Here is a 22924-nt window from a genome sequence, read left to right as displayed (position 1 = left end):
GTCGGCGGAGGAGCGAGGACCCTGAGGGCGGTCGCGGACGCGTCGGTCCACGGTCCGGCCGAGGGCGGTGGCCGCGCCCCGTGTGAGCGGGCGGGGAAGTGGGTACGGGCCGGGTGGGCGCGCGAGCGCCGCCCGGCCCGCGCCCCGCCGCACGGGCCGCCGACCCGCACGAGGAGACCGATGACCACGGACACCGCACTCGACATCGATGACCTGATCGACCCCGAGGAGGTCGAGGCCGGTCCCGGCACGCTGCGGATCACGGATCCGCGCGACGGCTCCCCGGTCGGCGCCATCGACGCGTCGAGCCCCGAGGAGGTCGACGCCGCGGTGCGCCGCTCGGTCGCTGCGTCCACCGCCTGGGCCGCGACGCCGCCCGCCCAGCGCGGCCAGGCCGTGCGCCGCGCCGCCCACGCGCTCGCGGAGCACGCGGAGGAGCTCGCGGAGCTCAACGTCCGCGAGACCGGCAAGCCCATCGGCGACGCGCTCGGCGGCGTCGGCGCGGGCGTCGACACGCTCCTGCAGTACTCCGAGCTCGGACCCGTCCACCGTGGGAAGGCCCTCCTCGGCACGCTCCCGAACGTCGACTTCTCGGTGCCGCGCCCGCGCGGCGTCACGGTCGCGCTCACGCCGTGGAACGACCCGGTGGCGGTCGCGGCCGGCATCATCGGCGCGGCGCTCGTCATGGGCAACACGGTGATCCACAAGCCGAGCGAGCGCTGCCCGCACCTCGGGGAGCTGCTCGGCCGGATCCTCGCCGAGGCGCTCCCCGAGGGCGTGCTCGTCTCCGTGGTCGGCGGCGGCGACGTCGGCGACCAGCTGGTCGCGCACGAGGACACGCGCGTGGTCGCGCACGTCGGATCCACCGCCGCGGGCGAGGCCATCGCGCGCCGCGCCGCCGGGACGCCCACCCACGTCATCCGCGAGAACGGCGGCAACGACCCGCTCCTCGTCGACGCGGGCGTCGACCCCGAGTGGGCCGCCGCGCAGGCCGCCCTCGGCTCCTTCGCGAACGCCGGCCAGATCTGCACCTCGGTCGAGCGGATCTACGTCCACCGCGACATCGCCGACCGCTTCACCGCCGCGCTCGTCGCGGAGGCCGAGCGCTGGAACTCCTCCGGCGACCTCGGCCCGCTGGTCGACGAGCGCATGCGCTCGGCCGTGCACGAGCAGGTGCAGGAGGCCCTCACCGACGGCGCCCGTGCGCTCGTCGGCGGGCACGTGCCCGACGGCCCCGGCTCCCGCTACCCGGCCACCGTGCTCGTCGACTGCACCGACGACATGGTCGTCATGACGCACGAGACGTTCGGCCCGGTCGCCGCCGTGCGCGTCGTCGAGGACTTCGACGAGGCCCTCGAGCGCGCGTCCGCCGACCGCTACGGCCTCGCCGCGAGCGTGCTCACCGCGTCGATGGAGCACGCGCAGCGCGCGGCCGCCGAGCTGCCCGTCGGCACGATCAAGGTCAACGGCGTCTTCGGCGGCGCACCCGGCGGCGCCGCGCAGCCCCGCGGCCGCAGCGGATCCGGCTTCGGCTACGGCCCCGAGCTCCTCGACGAGATGAGCACCACGACGGTCGTGCACCTCGGGCTGCCCGTGCTCGACGCGGGGGCGGTCACCCCCGCCGAGGACGCGTCCGGCTCCGTGAGCACGGACGCGGGCGACGCCCGATGACGAGCGAGCTGCGCGGGATCATCGGCCTCCTGGCCGAGCGCCGGCCGACCGTCACGGTCATCGGCGACGTCATCCTCGACGAGTGGTGGCGCGGCCACAGCGACCGCATGACCCGCGAGGCGCCGGCGCCCGTGGTCGACGTGACCGAGCGGATCCAGTCCCTCGGCGGCGCCGCGAACACGGCCGTGAACCTCGCGAGCCTCGGCGGCACCGTGCGGATGGTCGGCCTCGTCGGCCAGGACGCCGCGGGCGACCGCGTGCGCGACCTGCTCGTGGCCGCAGGCGTCGACGTGACGGGGCTCGTGCACTCGCCGCGCCTGCGCACCACCACCAAGACGCGCATCGTGGGCGACGACCAGGTGATCGTGCGGGTCGACGACGTGCACCGCGGATCCGTCCACCGCGACGACGCGCGCGCCCTCGCCCGCGCGGCCCTCGAGGCCACCGCGGGCGTGGACGCCGAGATCGTCTCCGACTACGGCACCGGCACGCTGCACGGCGTGGTGCTCGAGTCGCTCGCCGCCCGCGAGCGCCGCCCCGCCCTCACGGTGGTCGACGCGCACGACCCCGCCATCTGGGCGCCGCTCCGCCCCGACCTCATCACCCCCAACGCGGGCGAGGCCGGCCGCCTGGTCGACCGGGCGCTCGCGCGCGACGAGGACCGCGCCGCCGTGGTCGCCGCGCTCGGGGACGCGATCCTCGCCGCGGCCGGATCCGCGACCGCCGTCGTCACGCTGGACCGCGACGGCACCGTGGTGCTCGGCGCCGGCGAGCCGTACCGCACGCGCGCGCACCCCGTGCCCGAGAAGCAGGCGTCCGGCGCGGGCGACACGTTCGTCGCCGCCCTCACGCTCGCCCGCGCCGTGGGCCTCCCGCTCACGGTGAGCGCCGACTTCGCGCAGGCCGCGGCCGACGTGGTCGTGCGCCTCCCCGGCACGTCCGTGTGCTCGGCCGCGACCCTCGCCGACCACCTCGGCGAGACGCGCTCGCGCACGGTCTCGCAGGCCGAGCTCGTCGACCTCGTGGCCGCCGAGCGCGCCGCCGGCCGCCGGATCGTCTTCACCAACGGCTGCTTCGACGTGCTGCACCGCGGCCACACCACCTACCTCCGCCAGGCCAAGCGCCTCGGCGACGTGCTCGTGGTGGCGCTCAACAGCGACGACTCGGTGCGGCGGCTGAAGGGATCCGACCGGCCGGTGAACACCGCGGAGGACCGCGCGGGCGTGCTCGCCGAGCTGTCCTGCGTCGACGTGATCACCGTCTTCGACACCGACACCCCCATCCCGCTGCTCGAGGCGGTGCAGCCCGACGTCTACGCGAAGGGCGGCGACTACACGCCCGAGATGCTCGACGAGACCGACGTGGTGCGCGCGTACGGCGGCGAGGTCAGCATCCTCGGCTACGTGCCGTCGCAGTCCACGAGCTCGATGGTCGACCGGATCCGCGCCTCCGCCCCCGATCCCGGCTTCACCCGCCCCGCGGGCACGGCGAAGTCCGCGCCCGCCGGCGGCCCCGTCGGCCCCGCCGGCCCCGCCGGCCCCGAGGCCGCCGCCCCCGCGTCCGAGACGGATCCGGAGCCCGCGCCGGGAGCCCCCCGGTGACCGCGGGCCGGAGCCGCCGCTGGTCCGGCGAGTGGGGCGCGGGCCGGGCGCCGGACGCGCCCGCGATCGACGTGCTGATCCCGAGCGCCGGCCGCACGGCCGAGCTCGCGGTCACGCTCTCCGGCCTCGCCGGCCAGGACGATCCGCCGTTCCGCGTGATCGTGAGCGACCAGTCCGACGGCTTCCGCGCCGACGCCGAGCCGAGCGTGCAGGGCATGGTGCGCGTGCTCCGGGCGCAGGGCCGCGAGGTCGAGGTGGTGTCGCACCTGCCGCGCCGCGGGATCGCCGAGCACCGCGCGTCGCTCCTCGCGCGCGCGACCGCCGACGCCGTGCTCTTCCTCGACGACGACGTGTGGCTGGAGCCCGGCATGCTCCGCCGCATGCACGACGCGCTCCGGACGCTCGGCATCGGCTTCGTCGGCGCCGCCGTGCAGGGCCTCAGCTACCTCGACGACCGCCGCGCCCACGAGGCCACGGCCTTCACGCCGTGGGGCGACGCCGTGCAGCCGGAGCGCGTCCGCCGCGACACGCCGGGCTTCGACCGGTGGCCGCTGCACAACGCCGCGAACCTCGCGCACATCGCCGCGGACCTCGACCTCGAGGTCGACACGTGGCTCGCGTACCGGATCGCGTGGGTCGGCGGCTGCGTGCTCTACCGCCGCGACGCGCTCGTGGAGACGGGCGGCTTCGACTTCTGGGAGCGCCTGCCCGAGCACCACTCCGGCGAGGACGTGGCCGCGCAGTGGCGGGTGATGGAGCGCTCCGGCGGCGCCGGGATCGTGCCGAGCGGCGCCGTGCACCTGGAGGCGCCGACCACCATCCCCGTCCGCGAGGTGGACGCCTTCGACGTGGTCTTCGCCGACGAGTCGCCGGATCCCCAGGAAGCGCCCCTAGACGACGCGCCCGCCGAGGAGTCGACTCGATCCGAGGGAGGCGCGGGTGACCGCGCCGACCGCTCCTGATCACCGACGAGAGGACATCACCATGGCCATCAACCCCATCGAGCTCCAGAAGCACCTCAGCGGCCTCGACTACCCCGCGTCCAAGGACGCGATCGTGAAGAAGGCGGAGGAGTCGGGCGCCGACTCCGACGCGCTCGACGCCCTCAAGAAGATCGAGGACAAGGAGTACGACGCCCCCACGGCGATCAACTCCGCCGTCTCCGACGCGAGCTGATCCGCGTCCCGCACGACCTCGACGGCCCCCGTCCTCCTGGTGAGGACGGGGGCCGTCGCACGTGCTCCGCGGGGGTCAGCCCCGCCCGCCGGCTCGCACGCCGCGCCGCCCGCCGCCGCGCCCGCCGGCCTCCGCCGGGAGCTCCTCCTCGATCGCGGCCAGCGCGTCCTCGAGGCAGCTGAACCAGTCGCAGAGCCCCGGGACCGGCTGCATGCGCATCAGCTCGACCCGCTCGCCCTGCGCCTGCAGGTAGCCGCGGAGCCTCCGCGCGTCGTTCTCGTGCAGGCGCGAGTCGCACACCCGCCACTCCGTCGCCGAGAGCGCGACGACCTCCAGGCGCTCCTCGATCCGCAGCATCGTCCCTCTCCTCCTGGGCGTCCCCGCCATCCCCTCGACGGTATGCGCGCGCCGGATCGGTGAGGACGGGGTTGACAGCTCCCGGGAGGGATGTCACGCGGGGACGTCGGGGAGGGGGCGAGGATCAGGGGCGGTACTCGGTGGGCTTCTGGAACCCCATCGGGTCGCCGTTCGCCGGGTTCTGCCCTTCGCCCCCCATGCGGCCCTTCCCGAGCACGTACAGGATCCGCATCAGGGCACGGCCGAGGAGACGGAGGACGAGGCGGAGGGCGGTCATGCGCCGACCGTACCGGGCGGCCCCGCGGCACGGAAGGCACGCGGGACGACGGGGGCGCGGACGCCTGGACGCAGCACCGCCCGGCCCTCCAGCGGAGGACCGGGCGGTGCGGATTCGATGTGCGGGACTACTGGCCGAGCTTCTGGTCGGCGACGTCGCCGGCCTTCTCCGCGGCGCCGTCGGACTTGCCGCCGGTCGCCTTGCTGGCGGCGTCCTGGCCCTTGTCGATGGCCCCGTCCGTCGCCTTCTCGCCCTTGTCGCTGTCGATGAGTCCCTTGGCCTTGTCTCCGAGATCTGCCATGCCGTTCTCCTCTTCGTCTGCGGAACGCCCCGATCGGGACGCACCTCCACCATGCTCCGATCCGGCGCGCGCGACATCCCCCTCATGCGGATGCGAGGCTGGATCCATGGACCGCATCGACCCCCGCCGCCTCGCCGGCGTGCTCGCCGACGCCGAGCTGCGGGCGGCCTACGCGCGCGTGGTGCTCGGATCCGGACTCGACGACGCCCTCGCGCCGCTCACGCCCGCGCAGCGGAGGAAGGCCCGCGCGTCCCTCGTGGGTTCGGGCCTCGTGGCGCTCGACCCGGACGGCACGGCGACCGCGCCCGACGCCGTGTTCCGCGCGATCCTCGCCCAGCAGCCCGCGACGCCGCCCGCCCAGGGCGTCGAGCGGTTCCTCCGCGACGGCCGCATCGCGCAGTGGCCCGCGGGTCCCGCGGACCTCGACGCGCTGCTCCGGCACGTGGCCGCCCGCGTCCTGGAGCCCGACGAGGTGCTCGACGAGCGCGCCCTCACGGAGCGGCTGGCGCCGTACGCCGACGACCACGCGCTGCTGCGCCGCCACCTCGTGGACGCCGGGCTGCTCCTCCGCACGCGCTCGGGATCCGAGTACGCGCGGGCGGACGACGACGGCACGACGGGCGCGGACGCGGTGGATCCCGCCGCGGAGCCCGCCGCACGCTGAGCCCGACTCCGGTCGCCCCCGCCGCCGCGGTCCTCCGGCCGGTCGCGCCGCGGATCAGTCCGCGTGCCGCACGCACACCGCCGACACGTCGTCGCTGAGCAGCCCGCGCGCCGCCGCGTCCGCCGTGGCGTCGGCGATGCGGCGCACCGTCTCGGCGGCGTCGGACGCCGAGCGCACGAGCTCCACGAGCGGCGCCACGCTGTCGAGCGATCCGTCGAAGAGGTCGAGCGCGCCGTCGGTGAAGGCGAGGAGGCGGTCCCCGGCGCGGAGCACGCCGCGGCCCGCCGACCAGGTGGCGTCCGGCACGACGCCGAGCGGCAGGCCGAGCGCCGGCAGCGTCTCGTGCGTGCCGTCGGCGCGGAGCAGCACGGTGAGGCCGTGGCCGCCGTCGGCGTACGCGAAGCGGCCCGTGGATCCGTCGATGCGGCAGTGCAGGAACGTCGCGAAGGTCTCGGTCGCGTCGAGGTCGGGCTGGAGCTGCGCCTGCACCGCGGTGACGGTGCCCTCGACGTCGGGCCCGCGGTGCGCCTGGAACCCGGAGCGGACGGCGCTCGCGAGGATCGCCGCGCCCGCGCCCTTGCCCATGACGTCGGCCACGGTCACGTGCAGGCCGTCGACGTCCTCGCCCCACGCGTAGAAGTCGCCGCCGACGCCGCGGGACGGGATGCTGATCCCCGCCAGGTCGTAGTCCGGCCACAGCGGCCGGTCGACGGGCAGCAGGCGCCGCTGCACCTCCCCGGCGACCTCCTCGTCGGCGCTGTCGCGGAGCTCGCGCTCGACCCAGGCGCCCATCTCGTCGAGGAGCTTCTCCTGCGCGGGCCGGAGCTCGCGCGGCTCCGTGTCCACGAGGCAGAGCGTGCCGACCGCCTGGCCGCCGGACACGAGCGGGCGTCCCGCGTAGAAGCGGATGTGGCGGGGGCCGGTCACGGTGGTCCGGTGCGCGAAGCGCTCGTCCTTCGTCGCGTCCGGCACCACGAGGATCTCCGGCGAGCGGATGGTGATGTCGCAGAACGACTGCGCGCGGTCCGAGATCAGGGAGACGCCCGCGGGCTGCGGCGACTTGGTGAACTGCTCGGCCTCGCTGAGGAGATTGATCTCCGCGACGGGCACGTCGAACAGCTCGCGCGCCAGCCGGGTCACCCGGTCGAAGCGCTCCTCCGCGGTGGATCCCACCAGCCGGAGGGACTGCACGGCACGCAGCCGCGCCTGCTCGTCCACGCCGGTGCGGACGCCCGTGGGCCGGCCCGCCGGATCCGATCCGCCCGAGCGCGCGACGGGTTCCTGCATGGCCATCCGATCCCCCTGAGTCCGTCGACGGCCGATCCCCCGGACCGCGGCGCCTGCGGCCGAGTCTAGGTGGCGGCCCTGCGCGCGGACCCGTGCCGGGCGTGCCGTCAGGCTTCGCGGCGCAGCACCAGCACGGTCACGTCGTCGGGGTTCGCCTGCTCGGAGGCGAGCGCCGTGATCCGCCCCACGAGGTCCTCGGCCGACGAGGACGCCCGCGCGAGCTCGACCACATGGTCGACCGCGCGGAGGGTGCCGTCGTAGAGGTCGAGCACGCCGTCGCTGAAGGTGACGATGAGGTCGCCCGGCGCGAGCCGCACCTCGTGCGTCGTCCAGCCGGCGGCGCCGGGGACGCCCACGGGGAGGTCGTTCGAGGCCAGCCGCTCCCAGGATCCGTCCGCCCGGACCAGCGCCGAGAGGCCGTGGCCCGCGTCGGCGAACAGGACGGTGTCGTCCTCGGCCCGGACGCGCGCGTGGAAGACCGTCGCGAAGGTGCTCGTCTCGCCGAGCTCCGCCGTGAAGCAGTCGGCGGTGCGCTCGATGGCGGCCACCGGATCCGGCACGTTCTTGGCGCTCCGGACCACGGCGCGCGCGGTCGCCGCGATGATGCCGGCGCCGACGCCCTTGCCCATCACGTCGCCCAGCGTGAAGGCGAGCCCTTCCTTCACCGGGTACCAGTCGAAGAAGTCGCCGCCGACGGACTTGGAGGGGAGGCACGCCCCGGCCACCTGGTAGCCGGGCAGCGGCACCGACGTCTTGGGCAGCAGCGCCTGCTGCACCGCCGACGCCCGCGCCAGCTCCTCCTCCGACGCCCGCTCGCGGTCCCGGGCGGCGTCGAGGCTCCGCCGCGCGAGGCGCGACAGCTCGTTGACCACGAAGGCCGCGAACGCGAACGCGAGCGCGCTGTAGAGCCCGCGCCAGAGCTCGTTCTCGTTCTGCCCCCGCAGGTGCAGCAGCCCGGGCAGGGCGAGGGTCAGGTAGACGCCGACGAAGACCGTGAGGATGTGCCAGCGCCCGCGGTTCGCGCCGAGCCACACCACGGGCAGCACGAGGAGCGACCCGTAGATGGACGCGTTCTCGCCCGTCGCGAGGCGCAGGACGGCCACGACCGCGAAGTCGAGCACGGGCACGAGGTTCGTGAGGCGGGCGAGGTCCGGCCGGACCGTGACGAGCGCCGCCAGCAGGGTGGCCACCGCGAGGAGGCCCGCGGAGGCGAGCAGCGCGCCCGGGTCGGCGACGGCCAGCGACGGCACCACGAGCCCCATCAGGAGCGCCGCGGCGTACAGCACCACCATCGGCCCCTGCTTGAGCAGGGCGGACGGGCCCATCGTCGTCGAGCTGCCGGCCGAGCCCAGGTCGATCGCCGGGGCGTCGTCGTCCGCGGCGAGCAGCCAGGTGGTGCGGGATCTCCAGGCGGGCACCGACGAGGAGGCGGTCATCAGCTCGCCTCGGGCTCGATCCGGGTCCGGCGCACGCTCCACACGTTCTCGTCACCCACCCGCTCGTAGGTGAGCTCGTCGCAGAGGAGCTGCACCATGGCGAGCCCGCGGCCCGACTCGGCGTCGACGCCCGGCATCTCGCGCGGGGCGAGGCGGAAGTCACCGGGCTCGGCGCCGTCGCGGAGCCTGGCGCTCATGGTGCCGTCGTCGACCGTGACGCTGACCACGCAGGAGACGCCCTCGCCGCTGTCGGCGTGCTCGATCACGTTGGAGGCGAGCTCCACCAGGGCGGTCTCGAACGCCATGCGGTCGAGGTCGCTGACGTCGGGGCGGTCGTCCCAGAGCCGGGCGACGAGCTCGTGCACGGCGTCGACGTCGTCCGGCGGCGCCTGGAGGGTCATGGTCCGCGTGGTCTCAGTCACGGTAGGCCGCCTCGGGGGTCGGGGAGGAGAGGAGGACGCGGTCGAGGTTGGAGAGCTTGAGCACCATCGACACCTGCGCGCCGGGCGCCGCGATGCGGAGGTCGCCGCCGCGGTCGCGGGCGACCTTCAGGCAGCCGATGAGCGCGCCCAGGCCGGACGAGTCGATGAAGGGGACGGAGGAGAGGTCCACCACCACGCGGGCGGGGCCGTCGATCACGGCCTCCTCGATCGCGCGTCGCAGCTCGGGCGCGGATGCCATGTTGAGCATCCCGTCCGGCGTCACCACCGTCGTCTCGTCGACGATCGCGGTGGTCGTCGTGAATGCCATCAGCTCTCCCCCTGTCGCGGTCGGGCCGACCGGATCCGGTCGGTCGGCGGGTGGGCGTCCCCGCGTGCCCCTCGCACGCGTCCGCCCGTCGTCCCGCACCCCGTTCGCGCTCAGTCTCCCATGCTGGGGAATCCCGTGGGGCGCCGCGAGGACCCGTCTCCCCGCCGGTCAGCGCGGCACGAGGCGGAACAGGAACCGGGTGCGCACCATCAGCCAGAGGAGCCCCAGGATCACCACGTAGGCGAGCGTGCCGACCACCACCCCCGAGGACGCGAGGCCCGGGATGTTCGCGGCGACCAGGGCCAGGAGCACGTGCATGATGAAGACGTAGAGCGTCGCCTGCCCGAGCGGCACGAGGAACCAGCCGAGCGCCCGGTGGATCGGCCGCCAGAACGCGGTGAGCGCCGCGTAGCCCACGACCACCACCAGCAGCACGTCGAGGAGCCGCCCGGGCTCGACCCGCGTGCGCTGGAACCACGCGTCGTAGACCTGCTGGTACGTGGCGTCCGGCAGGAGCGAGAGCCGCACGTCGAGCGGATCCGCGAGGTACGGGTTGCTCCACGCGAACAGCCCGAGGAGCACGGCGAGCAGCACGCACGCGGGCAGGACCACGCGGCCGGCGCGCGACGACCACCACGCGAGGATGCTCCGGCGGTGGTACCCCGCGACCATCCCGACCACGAAGAGCAGCTGCCAGGACAGCAGCGGGAACGAGTCCTCGAACTGGGACGGCAGCAGGCGCGTGGGGGCGACGGCGCCCACGATGTGCAGCGCGACGCTCCCCGCGAGCACGAGCGGCCACCGGCGGCGGGCGAGGAGCAGGAGGATCAGCGGCGACACCGCGAGGAGCACCACGTAGAGGCCCATGATGTTGAACTGCCACGGCCCGACCCGCAGCAGCAGGAGGTCGATCACCGCGGGCAGGGACACGGGGTACGCGAACAGCTGCTCGCTCCCCGCGTAGAGGTCGTAGACGGTGCCGGACGCGCCCGCGCCGGCCGCGCCCGTGCCCTCGTCGGTGAAGGTGGTGACGACCGTGCCGTCGACGCCGGGGATCCGGCTGAGGAGGAAGACGACGAGCACCACGACGAGCGCGGTCACGTAGAGCTTCACCGCGCGGCGCGTGGTGCGCCCGGCGACCTCCCGCATGCCGCCCGCCTCGATCGCGGGCCGGTGCACGAGGCCGAGCACGACCCCCGACAGCAGCACGAACAGCTCGGCGCCGGAGACGACGCCCACGCCCTCCTGCGTGATGGTCTGGAAGGCCGAGACGAGGCCCACGTGGTTGACGACGACGAACACGATGGCGATGCCGCGCATCGTGTCGATGCGGAGGTCGCGGCGGCCGGGCTCCGCGTACGCGAGGCGCGCGCGGATCCGGGGCCGCGTCGCGAGGACGTACAGGGCCGCCGCGACGAGGAGCACCAGCACGGCGACGGCGACGCTCCACCCCGGCGGGATGACGCCCGGCCCCGAGGCGGCGGCGGACGCGGCGACGGGATCGAGGACGGGACCGGGGATGAGGGCGCTGCCCGCGAGGTCGGCGGCGAAGGCCGCGGCGACGTCGGGGACCTCGCTCACGCCCCACTGGATCGGCACGCCGTCCCGCGCGGTCGTCGCATCGGTCCAGAGCACCGCGGCGAGGGTCGGGTAGGCGTCGTCGCCGGCGGCCGCCATGACCTGCCGCCACCACGCCCGCTGCACGTCGAGCGCCGCAGGCCCGCCCGCCTCCGCGGCGGGGCTCGTCAGGGCGGCGGTCTCGAGGAGGAGCGGCGTGGCGTCCGGGGTGGAGAAGCGCGCGACGAAGTCGTCGGGCGCAGCGCCCTCCGCGGGGACCTCGGTCGGCCCGAGCCGCGCCGCCAGCTCGCCGTCGGCGGGGAGCGTCATCACCACGCGGCCCTCCGGCGAGTCGTCGTGGAAGACGGAGAGCCCGACCACGTCCACGTCCCCGGCGGCCGGCAGGTACGGGCCGTAGGGGTCGTCGGTCTGGTCGAGGACGCCGTCGCCCGAGGTGTCGAGGGCGCGGAGGTCCGCGTCGGACGCGGGCCGGTCGGCGCCGAACGGGTAGGAGCCGCCCCAGCTCGGGGACCACACCACGGCGGACCCGGGCAGCTCGGCGTGCACCGCGCCCGCCACCGCCGCGAAGGCCGCGCGGTAGGCGCCCGGCTGCAGGCCCCACGCCGACCATGGCGTGTTCATGTCGGGGGCGAAGCGCACGTAGGCGGGCGCGTCGGCGGATCCGAGGACGGTGCGCACGTCCGCCGCGAGCTCGGCGGCCGCGTCGTCGTCGATCTCGGCGAGCGGCACCGACGGCTCGAGGGTGAGGACGGGGATCGCGCCGACGGCGGCGGCCTGCTGCGCGAACTGGCGGAGGTAGGTGATCTCGCCGTCGGCCATCGGCACGGATCCGGAGTGCGCGTAGACGGCGGCGGGCGCCCCCAGCCGGTCGGCCTGCGCGGCGGCGCTGTCGCGGCTCCAGTCGATGGTGGCGCCGAGGTACGCGCCGCTGTCGGGCACGAGGACGGCGGGGAGGTCGCGGGCGGGGACGGTAGCGGGCGCGGCTGCGGCGGTCGCCGGCATCGGGCCGGCGACCAGCGCGGCGGCGGCGAGCCCCGCGACGGCGAGCGCGCGGAGGATCCGCGGACGCGGGCGCGGCGAGGCGGCCCGACCGTGCCCCTGGTGGTCCCGCGTGCGCATCCTGCTCCCCCGACGCCGATGCTCCCCCGAGATGCGCGTCGGGCCGAGCCTACGCGGACGCGGGGGCGGGTGATGCGCCGGGCCGCGCCCCGCGCGGGCCCGCCCCGCATCCGCGGGCCGCCGCCGAGTGGCGGGCGGGGCGACGCGCCGGATATCCTCGATGCCGAGCGACGAGCTCGATGAGCAGGGGCGGCCGTCGGCTGGCCGAGGAGAACACGGTGTCGACCGCACGCGAGCACGCTCCCACCGAGCGGCGCATCACCCGCCAGGGGATCGAGACCTCCATCGCGCTCGCCTGGAACGCCGAGGGCGCCCTCCGCGGCCTCCCGCCGCTGGCCTGGCAGCTCGGGGGCCCCTGGGAGGGCGTGCACTTCGCGGGCGACGCCGACGCCTACGCGCCCGAGATGCGCCGCGAGATCGTCGAGTCGTGGATCGCGGGACTCGGCCTCGCCGACGCCATCGACCTCACCGACGGCCCGCTCGCGCGCCGCGGCCCCGACATGGTCTGGACGGGCGCGCTCGACGAGGTCGTGTTCGAGCTGCGCTACCCGGCGTCGCTCGCGGATCCCGCGGCCACGGACTCCTAGCCGGCGGCCGCCGCGGTCGCATCCGCCGAGGTCTCGCGCTCGCGCCACCCGGATCCGTCGCGCTCCAGCTCGATGAGCTGCCCGTTCGCCCACACGAGCGAGCGCGTGAGCGCCGGCGAGCGCCCGAGCGCCGTGAGGTAGAGCACGCGCAGCAGGTAGCCGTGGGCGACCACGAGGGTGGTGCGCGGATCCGCCGCCACGTCGTCGAGCACCGCGCGCGCCCGCACGGCCGCCTCCGCCCACGTCTCGCCGCCGGGCGCCGCGGGCTCGCCGTCGTCGCCCGTGAGCCAGGCCGCGAACGCCTCCCCGTGCACAGGTCCGCGCAGCTCGTCGCGCGTGATCCCCTCGAAGCCGCCGAAGTCCAGCTCCACCAGCTCGGGCCGCGGCTCCGGCACCACGCCCGGCGCGACACCCTGCTCCTGCAGGATCCGCGCGGTGCTGCGGGCGCGCACGAGCGTGCTCACGAGGATCCGCTCCACGCCCTCCCCGCGCAGCCGCGCCGCGAGGGGCGCCAGCTGCTCGGCGGCGTCGTCGCCGACGTCCACGTCCGTGCGCGAGTTGTACCGGTACTCCCGGTTCCAGGACGTCTGCGCGTGCCGGGTGAGGAGCAGGCGCGCGGGCGCGGCCGGGGGTGTCTGCATGGACACCATCCTCCCGGACCCCCGTCGCCGGTCCGCCCTCGCTCGCCCGCAGGACCTTCCCGGCACCTGTGGGCCGGAGCCGTCGCGGGGACGGCCGGACTAGCGTCGGAGGGGCCCGCGGCGACCGCCCGGGCATCGGACGGAGCGGGAGCACGGGAGCCACGATCGCCACTCGAACCCCGCCCCGACCGGCTGCTCCTCCCGCGGTGCGCCTCGCCTTCGCCGCCGCCACGGCCGCGTACCTCGTGAACTGCGCGATCGGGATCGGCGCCGCCGCCCGGATCCTCCCGCCCCGGCCGGAGCTCCGCCTCCACCACCGCGCCTACGTGCTCACGAGCACCCTGACCGCGGTCGCGCTGAGCACGCCGCTCGGGGCCCGCACCCCGCCCGCCCGCCGGGCCGCCCTCCGCGCCGCCCTCCGCCTCGCGCCCGCCCTGATCCCGCTCGCCGCGCTCCCCGCCGACCGGCACGCGCACCCGCCGGCACCCCGCCGTCGCCCTGACCGCCGCCCCCTGGTTCGCCTGGGGCACCCTCACCGCCTGGAGATGACCGTGGAGTTCCTCGACGTCCTGCGCGCCCGGAAGACCACCAACGGCGCCTTCCTGCCCGACCCCGTGAGCGAGGAGCACCAGCGCCTCCTGATGGAGGTCGCCGGCCGCGCGCCCTCGCAGCTGAACAGCCAGCCGTGGCGCTTCGTCCTCGTCGAGGAGCGCGACACCATCGAGCGGATCGCGGAGATCAGCGGCGAGAGCATGACCGAGACGATGTCGAACGGCACCTTCTTCGAGCGCTACAAGCACTACTTCCGCTTCTCGCAGGAGGAGATGGACCGCCGCCGCGACGGGATGCTCTTCGACAAGCTCCCCGCGCCGCTGCGCCCGTTCACCAAGCAGGCGTTCACGCCGCGCGGGCAGCGGCTGATGAACTCGCTGCAGGTGCCGAGGACGCTCGGCCGCGAGAACCGCAAGCTCGTCGCGGGCAGCCCGCTGCTCATTGGCGTCATGCTCGACCGCGCCGAGGAGCGCCCCGAGTCCCTCGCCGCCTTCTACTCGACGTTCTCGATGGGCGCCGCGATGGAGAACGTGTGGCTGACGACCGGGGCGATCGGCATGGGGATCCAGTTCATCTCCTTCCCGATGGAGATCCGCGAGCAGTGGACCCGCGTCGAGGAGCTGCTGCGCGTGCCGCCGGAGCTCCAGCTCATGGCCGTCTACCGGCTCGGCTACCTGCCGCCGGAGGCCCGCCGCCCCGCGATCGACTGGTCGAGCCGGGAGCGCAAGCGCCCCTCGCAGTACGTGTTCCGCGGCACGTGCGACACCCCGCAGGAGGGGTGGGACGAGCCGACGGCTCCCTGATCCCGCCGGCCGCGCGCCTCCTACTGGGGGCGCGGTGCGCCGCCTCGCGGCCTGAGAGGGCCGGTCCGCCGCCCTAGGGTCGAGGCATGAGCAGCGGCGCCTGGGTGCGCATCCCGTCCCCGACCGCCCGGCACCGCTGGCTGATCACCGCGGCGTCCCTCGCCCTCGTGTCGCTCTTCGCGTGGACGCCCGTCGGCGGGCTCGCGCGCCTCGTGGACGAGGCGGTCGGCCCGTCCCCGCTCATCCGCCTCGGCCTGCCGATCCTGCTGGCCGTCGCCGGCGTCGGCATCGCCTACCTGGTCGTCGTCGAGCGCACGCAGCCGCCCGCGATCGACGTCGCGCGCAGCCTCCTCCGCATCGGCCGGAGGGAGTGGGGCTTCGCCGAGGTCACGGGCGCCCGCATCGAGCTGGCAGGCGCGGACGGCGACGACACCCTGGTGCTCCGCCTCACGACGACCGGCGACGAGAGCTGCAGCGTCGTCGTCTCCACGCGCGAGGGGGTGCGCATCGACGACGCGCAGCGGGACGCGCTCCTCGCCCTCGTCGACGGTTCCCGCATCGCGCCGCCCCGCTCGAAGGACGACCCGCACGGCCGCTTCGCGCACGTCGAGTTCCCCGGCCACCTCACCCGCGAGGACGCCGCGGCGCTCGTGGACGGCAGCGGAGTCGCCGAGCCGATGGCCGCTCAGGGCCGGCGGGGGCAGGGCTCCGGCGCGCGGAACGTCCGCCCCGCGGGGACGCCCAGCCGGAACCGCGTCTCGATGCGCGCGCAGTACACCGTCGCCGGGCTCGTGACGGCGATGGGCGCCTTCTTCGCGGTGGTCGCGGTGCGGAACCCGACGGCGCTGTTCGGCCGCGCGGACATCCCGGTGGTCGGGCTCGCTCTCTTCTTCCTGGCCGGCGGCGTCATCATGATCGTCGTCATCCGCCGCGACGCGCGCCGGGCGGCCCACCAGCGCGCGGCCGCCGACGCGGCCCGCGCCGAGGCCGAGCGCGACGGATCCGCGGAGCCCGCGGAGACGACCCGCCCCGCCGACGGGAGCTGACGGTGGCGGACGACGGCTGGGTCCGGATCCCGCCGCCCACATACAGCCAGCGCCTGATCATCGGCGGCTTCTGGACCCTCGTGGTCGCGTACGTCGGGGGCAACCTGTTCGTCGCGCTCGGGCGTCGCCTCGAGGAGGCGCTCGGCGGCGGTGCCCTCACGGTCATCGCCACGGCGGCGGTCGGTCTCGTGATCGCCCAGTCGCTGGTGGTCCTGCTGGTCACGCGCGCCTCACCCGCGCTGGACATCCACGCCGCTCGCGGGCTCCTCCGGCTGCGCGGCACGGAGCGCCCGTTCACCGACCTCGTCGGTGCGCTCGTGGAGCAGCCGCCCATCCCCCCGGAGTCCCGCTACGACAAGCCCCGCAGGCGCCCGGCCCGCGACCCGCTCTCCCTCCGCCTCGACCTCGCCGGAGGCGGCCGCTTCCGCGTCGTGCTCGCGATCGGACCCACCACGACCATCTCGCCGGAGCGCGCCGAGGCGCTGATCGCCGCCGTCCGCGGCTCCCGCATCGAGGCCCCCACCGCGTCCTACGACCCCGAGGGCCGCTTCACGCACGTCAACTTCCCGGGGCGCCTCGACATCCCGGGCGCGATCCGCCTGATCGAGGATCCGCAGCGCGCCCGCACCCTGCCGCGCTGACCGGCGCGCGGATCCTCAGACCCGCAGCGAGAACGCCGCCAGCCCCTGCTCCGCGTGCGGCGCGAAGCCGAGCGACCGGTAGAAGGGGTGCGAGCGGTCGCCGTCCTCGGTGCCGCCCGCGTCGGTCGTGAGGACGAGGAGCACGCCCTCGGCCTGGCGTGCGCGCACGTGCTCGAGGAGGGCGCGGCCGATCCCGCGGCGCTGCCGGTCGGGCCGCACGAGGAGGTCCTGCACGTAGCAGATCGACACCCCGTCGCCCACGGTGCGCACCAGGCCGACCAGGCGCCCGTCGGCGTCCCGCGCGGTGGCGACGAGGGCGGATCCGGCGAGCGCCCGCTCGAGCCGCTCCGGGTCGCGCGTGTACGCGCTCCAGCCGACGGATCCGTAGAGGTCGACCAGCTCGTCGCGGGCGGGGACCTCGTCGGCGTTGGCGATCACCTCGACACCGTACCGGCCTGTGCAGTCGCCGCCCGGCCGATGCGCGCCGCTCGATACGTTCGCGATCCACCCCTGCACTTCCTCGATGAGAGCCGTCCATGCCCCAGCTGCGCCATGCCCGCCCGTCCTCGTCCCGCCGGATGCCGGCGGGCGGCCTGGCCGCCGCCGCCCTGGCCGTCGCCGCCGTCGCCGCGGCGGGCATCGGCCCCGCGCTCCTCGCGCCGGTCCGCGCCTCCGCCGCCACCGCCACGATCGGCCTCGGCACCGCCGCGTCCTACTCGGTGCTCGCCGGCCAGGGCGTCACCAACACCGGCCCCAGCACCCTCTCGGCGGATCTCGGCACCAGCCCCTCCGCCGCGGTCACGGGCTTCCCGCCCGGCATCGTCGGCGGCGCCGTGCACGCGGCCGACGCCGCCGCCGGGCAGGCCCAGTCCGACCTCACCACGGCGTACGACGACGCAGCCGGACGCCCCACCACGGCCGCGGCGCCCGCCGACCTCGTCGGATCCACCCTCACGCCCGGGGTCCACACCGCCGCCGGCCCCCTCGGCCTCACCAGCACCGTCACGCTCGACGCGCAGGGCGACCCGTCGGCCGTCTTCGTCATCCAGGCGCCCTCCTCGCTCACCACGGGGTCGGGCAGCCGCGTGGTCCTCGTGAACGGCGCGGAGGCGTGCAACGTCTTCTGGCAGGTCGCGAGCTCGGCGACGCTCGGCACGGGATCCGGGTTCGCGGGCACCGTGCTCGCGCTCACCTCGGTCTCCGTCGGCACGGGCGCCACGGTCGACGGCCGCGTGCTCGCCCGGAACGGGTCCGTCACGCTCGACGACGACGACCTCGTGTCCTCCGCGTGCGGCAGCGGCACCTCGCCCGGCGGCGGCGGCCCCGTCCCCACCCCGACGCCGACGCCGACCACCGGCCCCGAGCCGACGCCCACCTCGCCCGCGGGATCCGTGCCCACCCCCACCCCGAGCCCCACGTCCGGCGTCCCCGGCGGCACCCCGCCCGGCAGCACCCCGCCCGGCGACGTGCCTCCCGGCGGCACCCCTCCCGGCGACGTGCCTCCCGGGGGAACGCCTCCCGGCGACGTGCCGCCCGCGCACCCCGGCCTGCCGCGCACGGGCGGCGACGGCGCGCGCCTCGCGCTCGAGCTGGGCCTCGGCGCCGCGGCGCTCGCGGGCGGCGTCGTCGCGGTCCTCGCCGTGCGGGCCCGTCGCCGCCGGCGCTAGCGGAGCCGCCGCCGCTCACGGTGCCGACGACACCACCGGCCTTACGCGCTCCCGCGGGCTGCGGGCGGGAGGAGGAGCGCATGTACAGTCGGCGGTGGAGGCGACGACGCCTCGACCCACCAGTCGACGAGGACCACCATGACGACGACGAGCCGCCCGCCGCGCCCCACCGCCGCCGATCGGCCGCCCCGTCCCCGCCGCTCCCGCATGGCCCGCCGCGAGGCCGTGGCCGGCTACCTCTTCATCAGCCCGTGGATCATCGGCTTCCTCGTCTTCACGCTCGGCGCGATGGTCTACAGCCTCGTGGTCTCGTTCAGCGACTACAACCTCGCCACCGACATCGCGACCCCGGTCGGCACCGAGAACTACGAGCGCCTCTTCACGGATCCGCGCGTCGCCCTCTCCCTCGGGAACACGCTCTTCTACGCGATCCTCGCCGTGCCGTTCGAGGTGTGCCTCGCGCTCGTGCTCGCGATCCTGCTGGCGCGCCTCGGCCGCGGCGCCGGGATCTTCCGCACCCTCTACTACCTGCCCAAGATGACCCCGACGGTCGCGACCGCAAGCGTCTTCCTCCTGCTCCTCAACGGCAACACGGGCGCCGTGAACCAGGGGCTCGAGGCGATCGGCATCGACGGCCCGCAGTGGCTCATCGACCCCGCCTGGGTGAAGCCGTCCATCGTGCTCATGACGCTCTGGGGCGTGAGCGGCACCATGGTGATCTTCCTCGCCGCCCTCAAGGACGTGCCGCGCGAGCTGTACGAGGTCTCCTCGCTCGACGGCGCCGGACCCGTGCGGCAGTTCTTCTCGATCACCGTGCCCATGATCTCGGGCGCGATCTTCTTCAACATCGTCGTGCTGACCATCGCCGCGCTGCAGGTGTTCGACCAGGCGTACCTGCTCTTCTGGCGCGACCAGACGAACGCCTCCCCGGACTCGTCGCTGTTCTACGGCGTCTACCTGTTCCAGCAGGCGTTCCGGTCCTTCGACTTCGGGTTCGCCGCCGCGATGGCGTGGCTGCTGTTCGTGATCGTGCTCCTCATCACGCTCGTGCAGGTGAAGCTGAGCAACCGGTTCGTCTACTACGAGGGGGACCGCTGATGGCCGTCACCGACCGCACGCCGGCCACGCCCGTGGCACCGGCCGCCGCCACCGGGGACCCGCGCCTCGCCGCCGCCCTCACGCCGCTGCCGACGCGGGATCCGCGTCCCGGGCGCCGCGACCCCGACCGGGTCCGCCGGGTCCGCTCCCGCATCGCGGGCGCCCTCATCGCCGCGGTGCTCGTCGGCTTCGCGCTCCTGTTCCTCTACCCGTTCGTCTGGCTGCTCGCCGCGAGCCTCAAGCCCCGCGGCGAGGTGTTCGACAACGCGCTCTGGCCGCGCACCTTCACGCCGCAGAACTACGTCGAGGTGTGGGAGCAGCTGCCGCTCCTCGGCTGGATGGGCAACAGCCTCGCCATCGCGCTCATCTCCGCGGCGCTCGTGTCGATCACGAGCGCGCTCGTGGCGTTCGGCTTCGCGTACTTCCGGTTCCCGGGGCGGAAGATCCTCTTCGGCCTGGTGCTCGCGACGATGATGCTGCCGGGCGCCGTCACGATGGTGCCGCAGTTCCTCATCTGGAAGAACCTCGGGCTCATCGGCACGTGGGTCCCGCTGTTCGGCATGAACCTGTTCGGCTCGGCCTTCTACATCTTCCTGCAGCGCCAGTTCTTCCTCGGGCTGCCGCGGGAGCTGTTCGAGGCGGCCCGGCTCGACGGCGCCAGCTACTTCGGGCTGTTCCGGCGGATCGCGCTGCCGCTGTCGATCCCGTCGTTCGTCATCATCTTCATCTTCGAGTTCCAGGCCAGCTGGAACAACCTGCAGGCGTCGCTCATCTACCTCAACGCCGGCAGCGTCGAGGGCTTCACCGTGCCGCTCGGCCTCTCCTACGCGATGACCGCGTTCAGCCCCACGAACGGCGGGCAGGGCGACTACCAGCTCGTGATGGTCGCGGCGCTCCTCGTGACCCTGCCGATGCTCCTGCTCTTCGCGTTCGGGCAGCGCTATTTCGTGGAGGGCATCGCCACGCAGGGCCGCAAGGGCTGACGCGGCCCGCCCGGCCGCCGGCACGGCTCACGCCGTGACGACCGTCTATCGTCGGAGGGTGAACGCGCACGAATCCGGCCTCCGCACCCTCTTCACCTCCCTCGCCGAGAACCTCGGCGCATCCGACATCGTGCAGGTCCTCGACGGCCTCGTCGGCGCGTGCGTCGACCACACCTCGGCGACCGAGGGCGGCATCGTGCTCGCCGACCGCGACGGGGTGCTGCGCGTCGTCGCCTCCACGAGCGAGCGCGCGGCGGACGTCGAGGAGGCCCAGCTCGGCACCCGCGAGGGCCCCTGCTGGGACTGCGTCCGCGACGGCGAGCCCGTCGAGGTGCCGGACCTCGACATGACGCTCGCCGACTGGCCCGCGTTCGCCCGCATCGCCGAGGACCGCGGCTTCCGCGCCGTGCACGCCACGCCGATGCGCCTGCGCGGCCGCACGCTCGGATCGCTCTGCCTGTTCGCCCCGACCCCCGGCGCGCTGTCGGACCGGGACGCGGCCCTCGTGCAGACGCTCGCCGACGCCGCGACCCTGAGCGTGCTGCAGCAGCACGCCGTCGACCGCAGCCAGGCGCTGGCGGAGCAGCTCCAGGGCGCCCTCGACAGCCGCGTGGTCATCGAGCAGGCGAAGGGCGCCATGGCGCACCGCCTCGGGATCAGCCTGGACGAGGCGTTCGCGGTCCTGCGCCGCGAGGCGCGCAGCACCGGCCGGCGGATCCACGACGTGGCCGCGGAGGCCGTGCGGCCCGACCGGCGCAGCCCCGTCGCCTGACCCGTCCGGTGGGCATGCCCGGCGGGCGCGCCCGGCTCAGTGGCCGGTGTCGACGAGCTTGAGGCCGATGACGCAGCCGACGAGCCCGAGCAGCAGCAGGATCTTCACGACGCTCGCGGGCTCGGCCCCGGTCACGATCGCGTAGGTGACCGTCAGCGACGCGCCGATGCCGACCCACACGGCGTAGGCGGTGCCCGTGCTGATCTCCCGCATGGCGTAGGCGAGGCCGACCATGCTCAGCACGACGGCGACGCCGAAGACGATCGACGGCCCGAGCTTGGTGAACCCGGCGGACTTCCCGAGGGCCGTGGCCCAGACGGCCTCCAGCACCCCGGACACGATGAGGACGATCCACGACATGACGGCTCCCACTGGCCAGTCTTGTCGCGTTCCGGGTACTGATCCGTCGTCCGGGAGCGCGGAGGGGCGCTCGGGTACCACGGTACCCGAGCGCCCCTCCGACGGCCCGGCTGCGCAGGACCTGATCAGGTCAGGCGGCGCCGGCGACGCGGATCAGCGCGCGGCCTGCTCGTAGGCGCGCATCGCGGCGGTCTGCGCGTCGGCCAGCGCCTTCGCGGGCTCCTTGTCGCCGAGGAGCGTGGAGGCCACCGCGTTCTGCAGCTCGCTCTGGATCTGCTGCCCCGCCGGGGATCCGCCGATCGAGCGGCCCTCGGCCACCACGTCGTAGAACGTGGCGATGGCCTGGTCGATCCCGTCGTCGCCGCTCGGCACCACGTGGGCGTCGCGGACGGCCTGGTCGGCGGCCGGGGATCCCGTGAAGAGGCCGGTGTTGATGCCGCCGTTCTCGGTCACGGTCGCGGCGCGCACGTCGCCCGCGGCCTCCCACGCCTCCTGGCTGGTGAGGTCGAGCATCCACGCGCAGGCGGCGTCCTTGTTCGCGGCGCCCGCGGGGATCACGAACGCGGATCCACCGGCGACGGAGAAGGGCTGGCCCTCGCTGTCGCGGAAGGGCACGGCCGAGATGTCGATGTCGTCACGGTACGGCGACAGCACGTTGAGGTACCACTGGGCACCGACCTGCGCGCCGACCTGGTCCTTCACGAACTGGTTGCCGTCGCCGAACGTGTCGAACGCGTCGCTGAAGCTCTTGCCCTTCGCGTAGCCGCCCTGCGCGTCCGACAGGCGCTTCAGGAACTCGAGGCCGGGCAGGTTGGACGGGTCGTCGATGGTGGGCTTCCCCTCGTCGTCGACGAGCTGGCCGCCGAATCCGAGCATCCAGAGCGCGGCCTGGCTGGTGGGCACGGCGTCGAGGCCGAGCACCGCGGGGTCGCCGCCGGTCTCCCGGAAGACCTTGCCCACGGCGTCCAGCAGCTGGTCGGGCTTCGACGTGTCGAACTGGTCGGCCGTGACGCCGGCCGCACCCAGCACGCGCTCGTTGAGGAGGATCGCCGGCGGCTGGAAGAACTGCGGCACCGCCCAGATGGCGCCGTCGTACCGGATGTCGTTCGTGACCGACTCGTAGAAGCGCTCCGCCGGGTCCACGTCGTTCACCGCGTAGCACTCGTCGAGCGGGAGGATCAGGTCCTGCGCGGCGTAGGTCGCCACGAACTGGCGGTCCATCTGCACGACGTCGGGGGTCTGGCCGCTGGCGACGCGGGTCGTGAACTTCTGCGCGTCGAACGCGGTGGAGTCGAGGTCGATCGTGACGTCGGAGAGCGCGTCGGCCGCGTGCTGCATGCGCGCCTCGCCCACGTCGTCGGCGCCGTCGAAGGCCCAGGCCCTCAGCGTGCCGGTCGCCTCCGTCGTGAAGGGGGCGTCGGCCGCGCCCGAGCCGCCCGATCCGCATCCCGCCAGCAGGGTGGCGGTGGCGGCTGCCGCGATGACCGCGAGCGTCCTGTGTGTCCTGGTCATGTGGATCCCCTCGAGAGCACGGCGGGCCCCCATCGCCCGCCTCCT

The 22924-nt window shown here is 75.0% G+C and carries 25 protein-coding genes and 1 riboswitch; of the genes, 13 read left to right on the top strand and 12 right to left on the bottom strand.

The window, feature by feature from the left end:
• Window positions 1-180: 180 nt before the first annotated feature.
• The 4 genes from QFZ62_RS12070 to QFZ62_RS12055 are packed head-to-tail and all read left to right on the top strand — an operon-like array spanning window position 181 to window position 4448.
• Entirely contained in the window at window positions 181-1671 is a 1491-nt protein-coding gene (locus QFZ62_RS12070; protein WP_307506060.1) for an aldehyde dehydrogenase, read from the top strand.
• Complete coding sequence (gene rfaE2 / locus QFZ62_RS12065; RefSeq protein WP_307506057.1) at window positions 1668-3272, top strand: D-glycero-beta-D-manno-heptose 1-phosphate adenylyltransferase; 1605 nt, start codon at window positions 1668-1670, stop codon at window positions 3270-3272. Before QFZ62_RS12070 ends, rfaE2 begins: the two co-directional genes overlap by 4 nt.
• Window positions 3269-4234, top strand: coding sequence for a glycosyltransferase (locus tag QFZ62_RS12060; protein WP_307506054.1), 966 nt, complete (start codon window positions 3269-3271; stop codon window positions 4232-4234). Before rfaE2 ends, QFZ62_RS12060 begins: the two co-directional genes overlap by 4 nt.
• Before the next feature lie 22 nt (window positions 4235-4256).
• Window positions 4257-4448 carry a DUF2795 domain-containing protein gene (locus tag QFZ62_RS12055; protein WP_094127534.1) on the top strand — a complete coding sequence of 64 codons (192 nt, stop codon included), beginning with the start codon at window positions 4257-4259 and terminating at the stop codon, window positions 4446-4448.
• A gap of 75 nt (window positions 4449-4523) precedes the next feature.
• On the opposite strand, the gene QFZ62_RS12050 is transcribed toward QFZ62_RS12055, so the two are convergent.
• The 3 genes from QFZ62_RS12050 to QFZ62_RS12040 all read right to left on the bottom strand — a co-directional run bounded on the left by QFZ62_RS12050 (window position 4524) and on the right by QFZ62_RS12040 (window position 5383).
• Window positions 4524-4805: a hypothetical protein gene (locus QFZ62_RS12050; protein WP_307506051.1), complete on the bottom strand. Its 282-nt coding sequence runs from the start codon at window positions 4803-4805 to the stop codon at window positions 4524-4526.
• A 124-nt stretch (window positions 4806-4929) separates the two neighbouring features.
• Window positions 4930-5082, bottom strand: a complete 153-nt coding sequence (locus QFZ62_RS12045) for a hypothetical protein (RefSeq protein ID WP_307506048.1) — start codon at window positions 5080-5082, stop codon at window positions 4930-4932.
• Between the two features lie 127 nt (window positions 5083-5209).
• Window positions 5210-5383: an antitoxin gene (locus QFZ62_RS12040; RefSeq protein ID WP_307506045.1), complete on the bottom strand. Its 174-nt coding sequence runs from the start codon at window positions 5381-5383 to the stop codon at window positions 5210-5212.
• Window positions 5384-5489: 106 nt separating this feature from the next.
• On the opposite strand from QFZ62_RS12040, the gene QFZ62_RS12035 reads away from it, so the two are divergent.
• Window positions 5490-6047 carry a DUF2087 domain-containing protein gene (locus tag QFZ62_RS12035; RefSeq protein ID WP_307506043.1) on the top strand — a complete coding sequence of 186 codons (558 nt, stop codon included), beginning with the start codon at window positions 5490-5492 and terminating at the stop codon, window positions 6045-6047.
• 54 nt (window positions 6048-6101) lie between these two features.
• On the opposite strand, the gene QFZ62_RS12030 is transcribed toward QFZ62_RS12035, so the two are convergent.
• From QFZ62_RS12030 to opgC, 5 genes are all read right to left on the bottom strand, one after another.
• Window positions 6102-7334, bottom strand: a complete 1233-nt coding sequence (locus QFZ62_RS12030; RefSeq protein ID WP_307506040.1) for a PP2C family protein-serine/threonine phosphatase — start codon at window positions 7332-7334, stop codon at window positions 6102-6104.
• Window positions 7335-7441: 107 nt separating this feature from the next.
• Window positions 7442-8770, bottom strand: a complete 1329-nt coding sequence (locus QFZ62_RS12025) for a PP2C family protein-serine/threonine phosphatase (RefSeq protein WP_307506038.1) — start codon at window positions 8768-8770, stop codon at window positions 7442-7444.
• Window positions 8770-9192, bottom strand: coding sequence for an ATP-binding protein (locus QFZ62_RS12020; protein ID WP_307506035.1), 423 nt, complete (start codon window positions 9190-9192; stop codon window positions 8770-8772). Before QFZ62_RS12020 ends, QFZ62_RS12025 begins: the two co-directional genes overlap by 1 nt.
• Window positions 9185-9520 (bottom strand): STAS domain-containing protein, encoded by a 336-nt coding sequence (locus tag QFZ62_RS12015; protein WP_307506032.1) that lies wholly within the window; start codon window positions 9518-9520, stop codon window positions 9185-9187. The genes QFZ62_RS12020 and QFZ62_RS12015 overlap by 8 nt, the downstream gene beginning before the upstream one ends.
• 168 nt (window positions 9521-9688) lie before the next feature.
• Window positions 9689-12217, bottom strand: a complete 2529-nt coding sequence (gene opgC / locus QFZ62_RS12010) for an OpgC domain-containing protein (RefSeq protein ID WP_307506029.1) — start codon at window positions 12215-12217, stop codon at window positions 9689-9691.
• A 179-nt stretch (window positions 12218-12396) separates the two neighbouring features.
• On the opposite strand from opgC, the gene QFZ62_RS12005 reads away from it, so the two are divergent.
• On the top strand, window positions 12397-12804 hold the full coding sequence (locus QFZ62_RS12005; protein WP_307506027.1) for a hypothetical protein: 408 nt from the start codon (window positions 12397-12399) through the stop codon (window positions 12802-12804).
• Here the strand turns inward: QFZ62_RS12005 and QFZ62_RS12000 are convergent.
• Window positions 12801-13445, bottom strand: coding sequence for a histidine phosphatase family protein (locus QFZ62_RS12000; RefSeq protein WP_307506024.1), 645 nt, complete (start codon window positions 13443-13445; stop codon window positions 12801-12803). The genes QFZ62_RS12005 and QFZ62_RS12000 overlap by 4 nt on opposite strands.
• Before the next feature lie 551 nt (window positions 13446-13996).
• Between QFZ62_RS12000 and QFZ62_RS11995 the strand changes: the two genes are divergently transcribed.
• From QFZ62_RS11995 to QFZ62_RS11985, 3 genes are all read left to right on the top strand, one after another.
• Window positions 13997-14800 carry a nitroreductase family protein gene (locus QFZ62_RS11995; protein WP_307507791.1) on the top strand — a complete coding sequence of 268 codons (804 nt, stop codon included), beginning with the start codon at window positions 13997-13999 and terminating at the stop codon, window positions 14798-14800.
• An 86-nt stretch (window positions 14801-14886) separates the two neighbouring features.
• The gene (locus QFZ62_RS11990) at window positions 14887-15846 is read left to right on the top strand and encodes a hypothetical protein (RefSeq protein WP_307506021.1); all 960 of its coding nucleotides are present in this window, start codon (window positions 14887-14889) and stop codon (window positions 15844-15846) included.
• 2 nt (window positions 15847-15848) lie between these two features.
• Window positions 15849-16487, top strand: coding sequence for a hypothetical protein (locus QFZ62_RS11985; protein WP_307506018.1), 639 nt, complete (start codon window positions 15849-15851; stop codon window positions 16485-16487).
• A gap of 15 nt (window positions 16488-16502) precedes the next feature.
• Here QFZ62_RS11985 and QFZ62_RS11980 read toward each other — a convergent pair whose 3' ends face one another.
• Window positions 16503-16925, bottom strand: coding sequence for a GNAT family N-acetyltransferase (locus QFZ62_RS11980; protein WP_307506016.1), 423 nt, complete (start codon window positions 16923-16925; stop codon window positions 16503-16505).
• A gap of 98 nt (window positions 16926-17023) precedes the next feature.
• On the opposite strand from QFZ62_RS11980, the gene QFZ62_RS11975 reads away from it, so the two are divergent.
• The 4 genes from QFZ62_RS11975 to QFZ62_RS11960 all read left to right on the top strand — a co-directional run bounded on the left by QFZ62_RS11975 (window position 17024) and on the right by QFZ62_RS11960 (window position 21007).
• Window positions 17024-18154: an ice-binding family protein gene (locus tag QFZ62_RS11975; protein ID WP_307506014.1), complete on the top strand. Its 1131-nt coding sequence runs from the start codon at window positions 17024-17026 to the stop codon at window positions 18152-18154.
• Window positions 18155-18292: 138 nt separating this feature from the next.
• Window positions 18293-19252 (top strand): carbohydrate ABC transporter permease, encoded by a 960-nt coding sequence (locus QFZ62_RS11970; protein WP_307506011.1) that lies wholly within the window; start codon window positions 18293-18295, stop codon window positions 19250-19252.
• Window positions 19252-20235, top strand: a complete 984-nt coding sequence (locus tag QFZ62_RS11965) for a carbohydrate ABC transporter permease (protein WP_307506009.1) — start codon at window positions 19252-19254, stop codon at window positions 20233-20235. The genes QFZ62_RS11970 and QFZ62_RS11965 overlap by 1 nt, the downstream gene beginning before the upstream one ends.
• Window positions 20236-20293: 58 nt before the next feature.
• Complete coding sequence (locus tag QFZ62_RS11960) at window positions 20294-21007, top strand: GAF and ANTAR domain-containing protein (RefSeq protein ID WP_307506006.1); 714 nt, start codon at window positions 20294-20296, stop codon at window positions 21005-21007.
• Between the two features lie 36 nt (window positions 21008-21043).
• On the opposite strand, the gene QFZ62_RS11955 is transcribed toward QFZ62_RS11960, so the two are convergent.
• Entirely contained in the window at window positions 21044-21367 is a 324-nt protein-coding gene (locus tag QFZ62_RS11955) for a multidrug efflux SMR transporter (RefSeq protein ID WP_307506003.1), read from the bottom strand.
• 10 nt (window positions 21368-21377) lie between these two features.
• Window positions 21378-21442, bottom strand: a riboswitch (guanidine-III (ykkC-III) riboswitch).
• A gap of 78 nt (window positions 21443-21520) precedes the next feature.
• Entirely contained in the window at window positions 21521-22879 is a 1359-nt protein-coding gene (locus tag QFZ62_RS11950; RefSeq protein ID WP_307506000.1) for an ABC transporter substrate-binding protein, read from the bottom strand.
• Between the last annotated feature and the right edge of the window lie 45 nt (window positions 22880-22924).

The organism is Clavibacter sp. B3I6 (assembly GCF_030816895.1).
Lineage (GTDB): Bacteria > Actinomycetota > Actinomycetes > Actinomycetales > Microbacteriaceae > Clavibacter.
The sequence above is the reverse complement of the archived record's forward strand: the minus strand, read 5'-3'. Positions and strand labels throughout refer to the sequence as shown.

Excerpts from the sequence above, each read along its gene's own strand:
- QFZ62_RS11965 (WP_307506009.1), top strand. The coding sequence starts at position 19,252 with ATGGCCGTCACCGACCGCACGCCGGCCACGCCCGTGGCACCGGCCGCC.
- QFZ62_RS12045 (WP_307506048.1), bottom strand. The coding sequence starts at position 5,082 with ATGACCGCCCTCCGCCTCGTCCTCCGTCTCCTCGGCCGTGCCCTGATG.
- QFZ62_RS12000 (WP_307506024.1), bottom strand. The coding sequence starts at position 13,445 with ATGCAGACACCCCCGGCCGCGCCCGCGCGCCTGCTCCTCACCCGGCAC.
- QFZ62_RS11950 (WP_307506000.1), bottom strand. The coding sequence starts at position 22,879 with ATGACCAGGACACACAGGACGCTCGCGGTCATCGCGGCAGCCGCCACC.
- QFZ62_RS11955 (WP_307506003.1), bottom strand. The coding sequence starts at position 21,367 with ATGTCGTGGATCGTCCTCATCGTGTCCGGGGTGCTGGAGGCCGTCTGG.
- QFZ62_RS12030 (WP_307506040.1), bottom strand. The coding sequence starts at position 7,334 with ATGCAGGAACCCGTCGCGCGCTCGGGCGGATCGGATCCGGCGGGCCGG.
- QFZ62_RS11970 (WP_307506011.1), top strand. The coding sequence starts at position 18,293 with ATGACGACGACGAGCCGCCCGCCGCGCCCCACCGCCGCCGATCGGCCG.
- QFZ62_RS12050 (WP_307506051.1), bottom strand. The coding sequence starts at position 4,805 with ATGCTGCGGATCGAGGAGCGCCTGGAGGTCGTCGCGCTCTCGGCGACG.
- QFZ62_RS11975 (WP_307506014.1), top strand. The coding sequence starts at position 17,024 with ATGCCCCAGCTGCGCCATGCCCGCCCGTCCTCGTCCCGCCGGATGCCG.
- QFZ62_RS12055 (WP_094127534.1), top strand. The coding sequence starts at position 4,257 with ATGGCCATCAACCCCATCGAGCTCCAGAAGCACCTCAGCGGCCTCGAC.
- opgC (WP_307506029.1), bottom strand. The coding sequence starts at position 12,217 with ATGCGCACGCGGGACCACCAGGGGCACGGTCGGGCCGCCTCGCCGCGC.
- QFZ62_RS12025 (WP_307506038.1), bottom strand. The coding sequence starts at position 8,770 with ATGACCGCCTCCTCGTCGGTGCCCGCCTGGAGATCCCGCACCACCTGG.
- QFZ62_RS12005 (WP_307506027.1), top strand. The coding sequence starts at position 12,397 with ATGAGCAGGGGCGGCCGTCGGCTGGCCGAGGAGAACACGGTGTCGACC.
- QFZ62_RS12040 (WP_307506045.1), bottom strand. The coding sequence starts at position 5,383 with ATGGCAGATCTCGGAGACAAGGCCAAGGGACTCATCGACAGCGACAAG.
- QFZ62_RS12015 (WP_307506032.1), bottom strand. The coding sequence starts at position 9,520 with ATGGCATTCACGACGACCACCGCGATCGTCGACGAGACGACGGTGGTG.
- QFZ62_RS12070 (WP_307506060.1), top strand. The coding sequence starts at position 181 with ATGACCACGGACACCGCACTCGACATCGATGACCTGATCGACCCCGAG.
- rfaE2 (WP_307506057.1), top strand. The coding sequence starts at position 1,668 with ATGACGAGCGAGCTGCGCGGGATCATCGGCCTCCTGGCCGAGCGCCGG.
- QFZ62_RS12035 (WP_307506043.1), top strand. The coding sequence starts at position 5,490 with ATGGACCGCATCGACCCCCGCCGCCTCGCCGGCGTGCTCGCCGACGCC.
- QFZ62_RS11990 (WP_307506021.1), top strand. The coding sequence starts at position 14,887 with ATGAGCAGCGGCGCCTGGGTGCGCATCCCGTCCCCGACCGCCCGGCAC.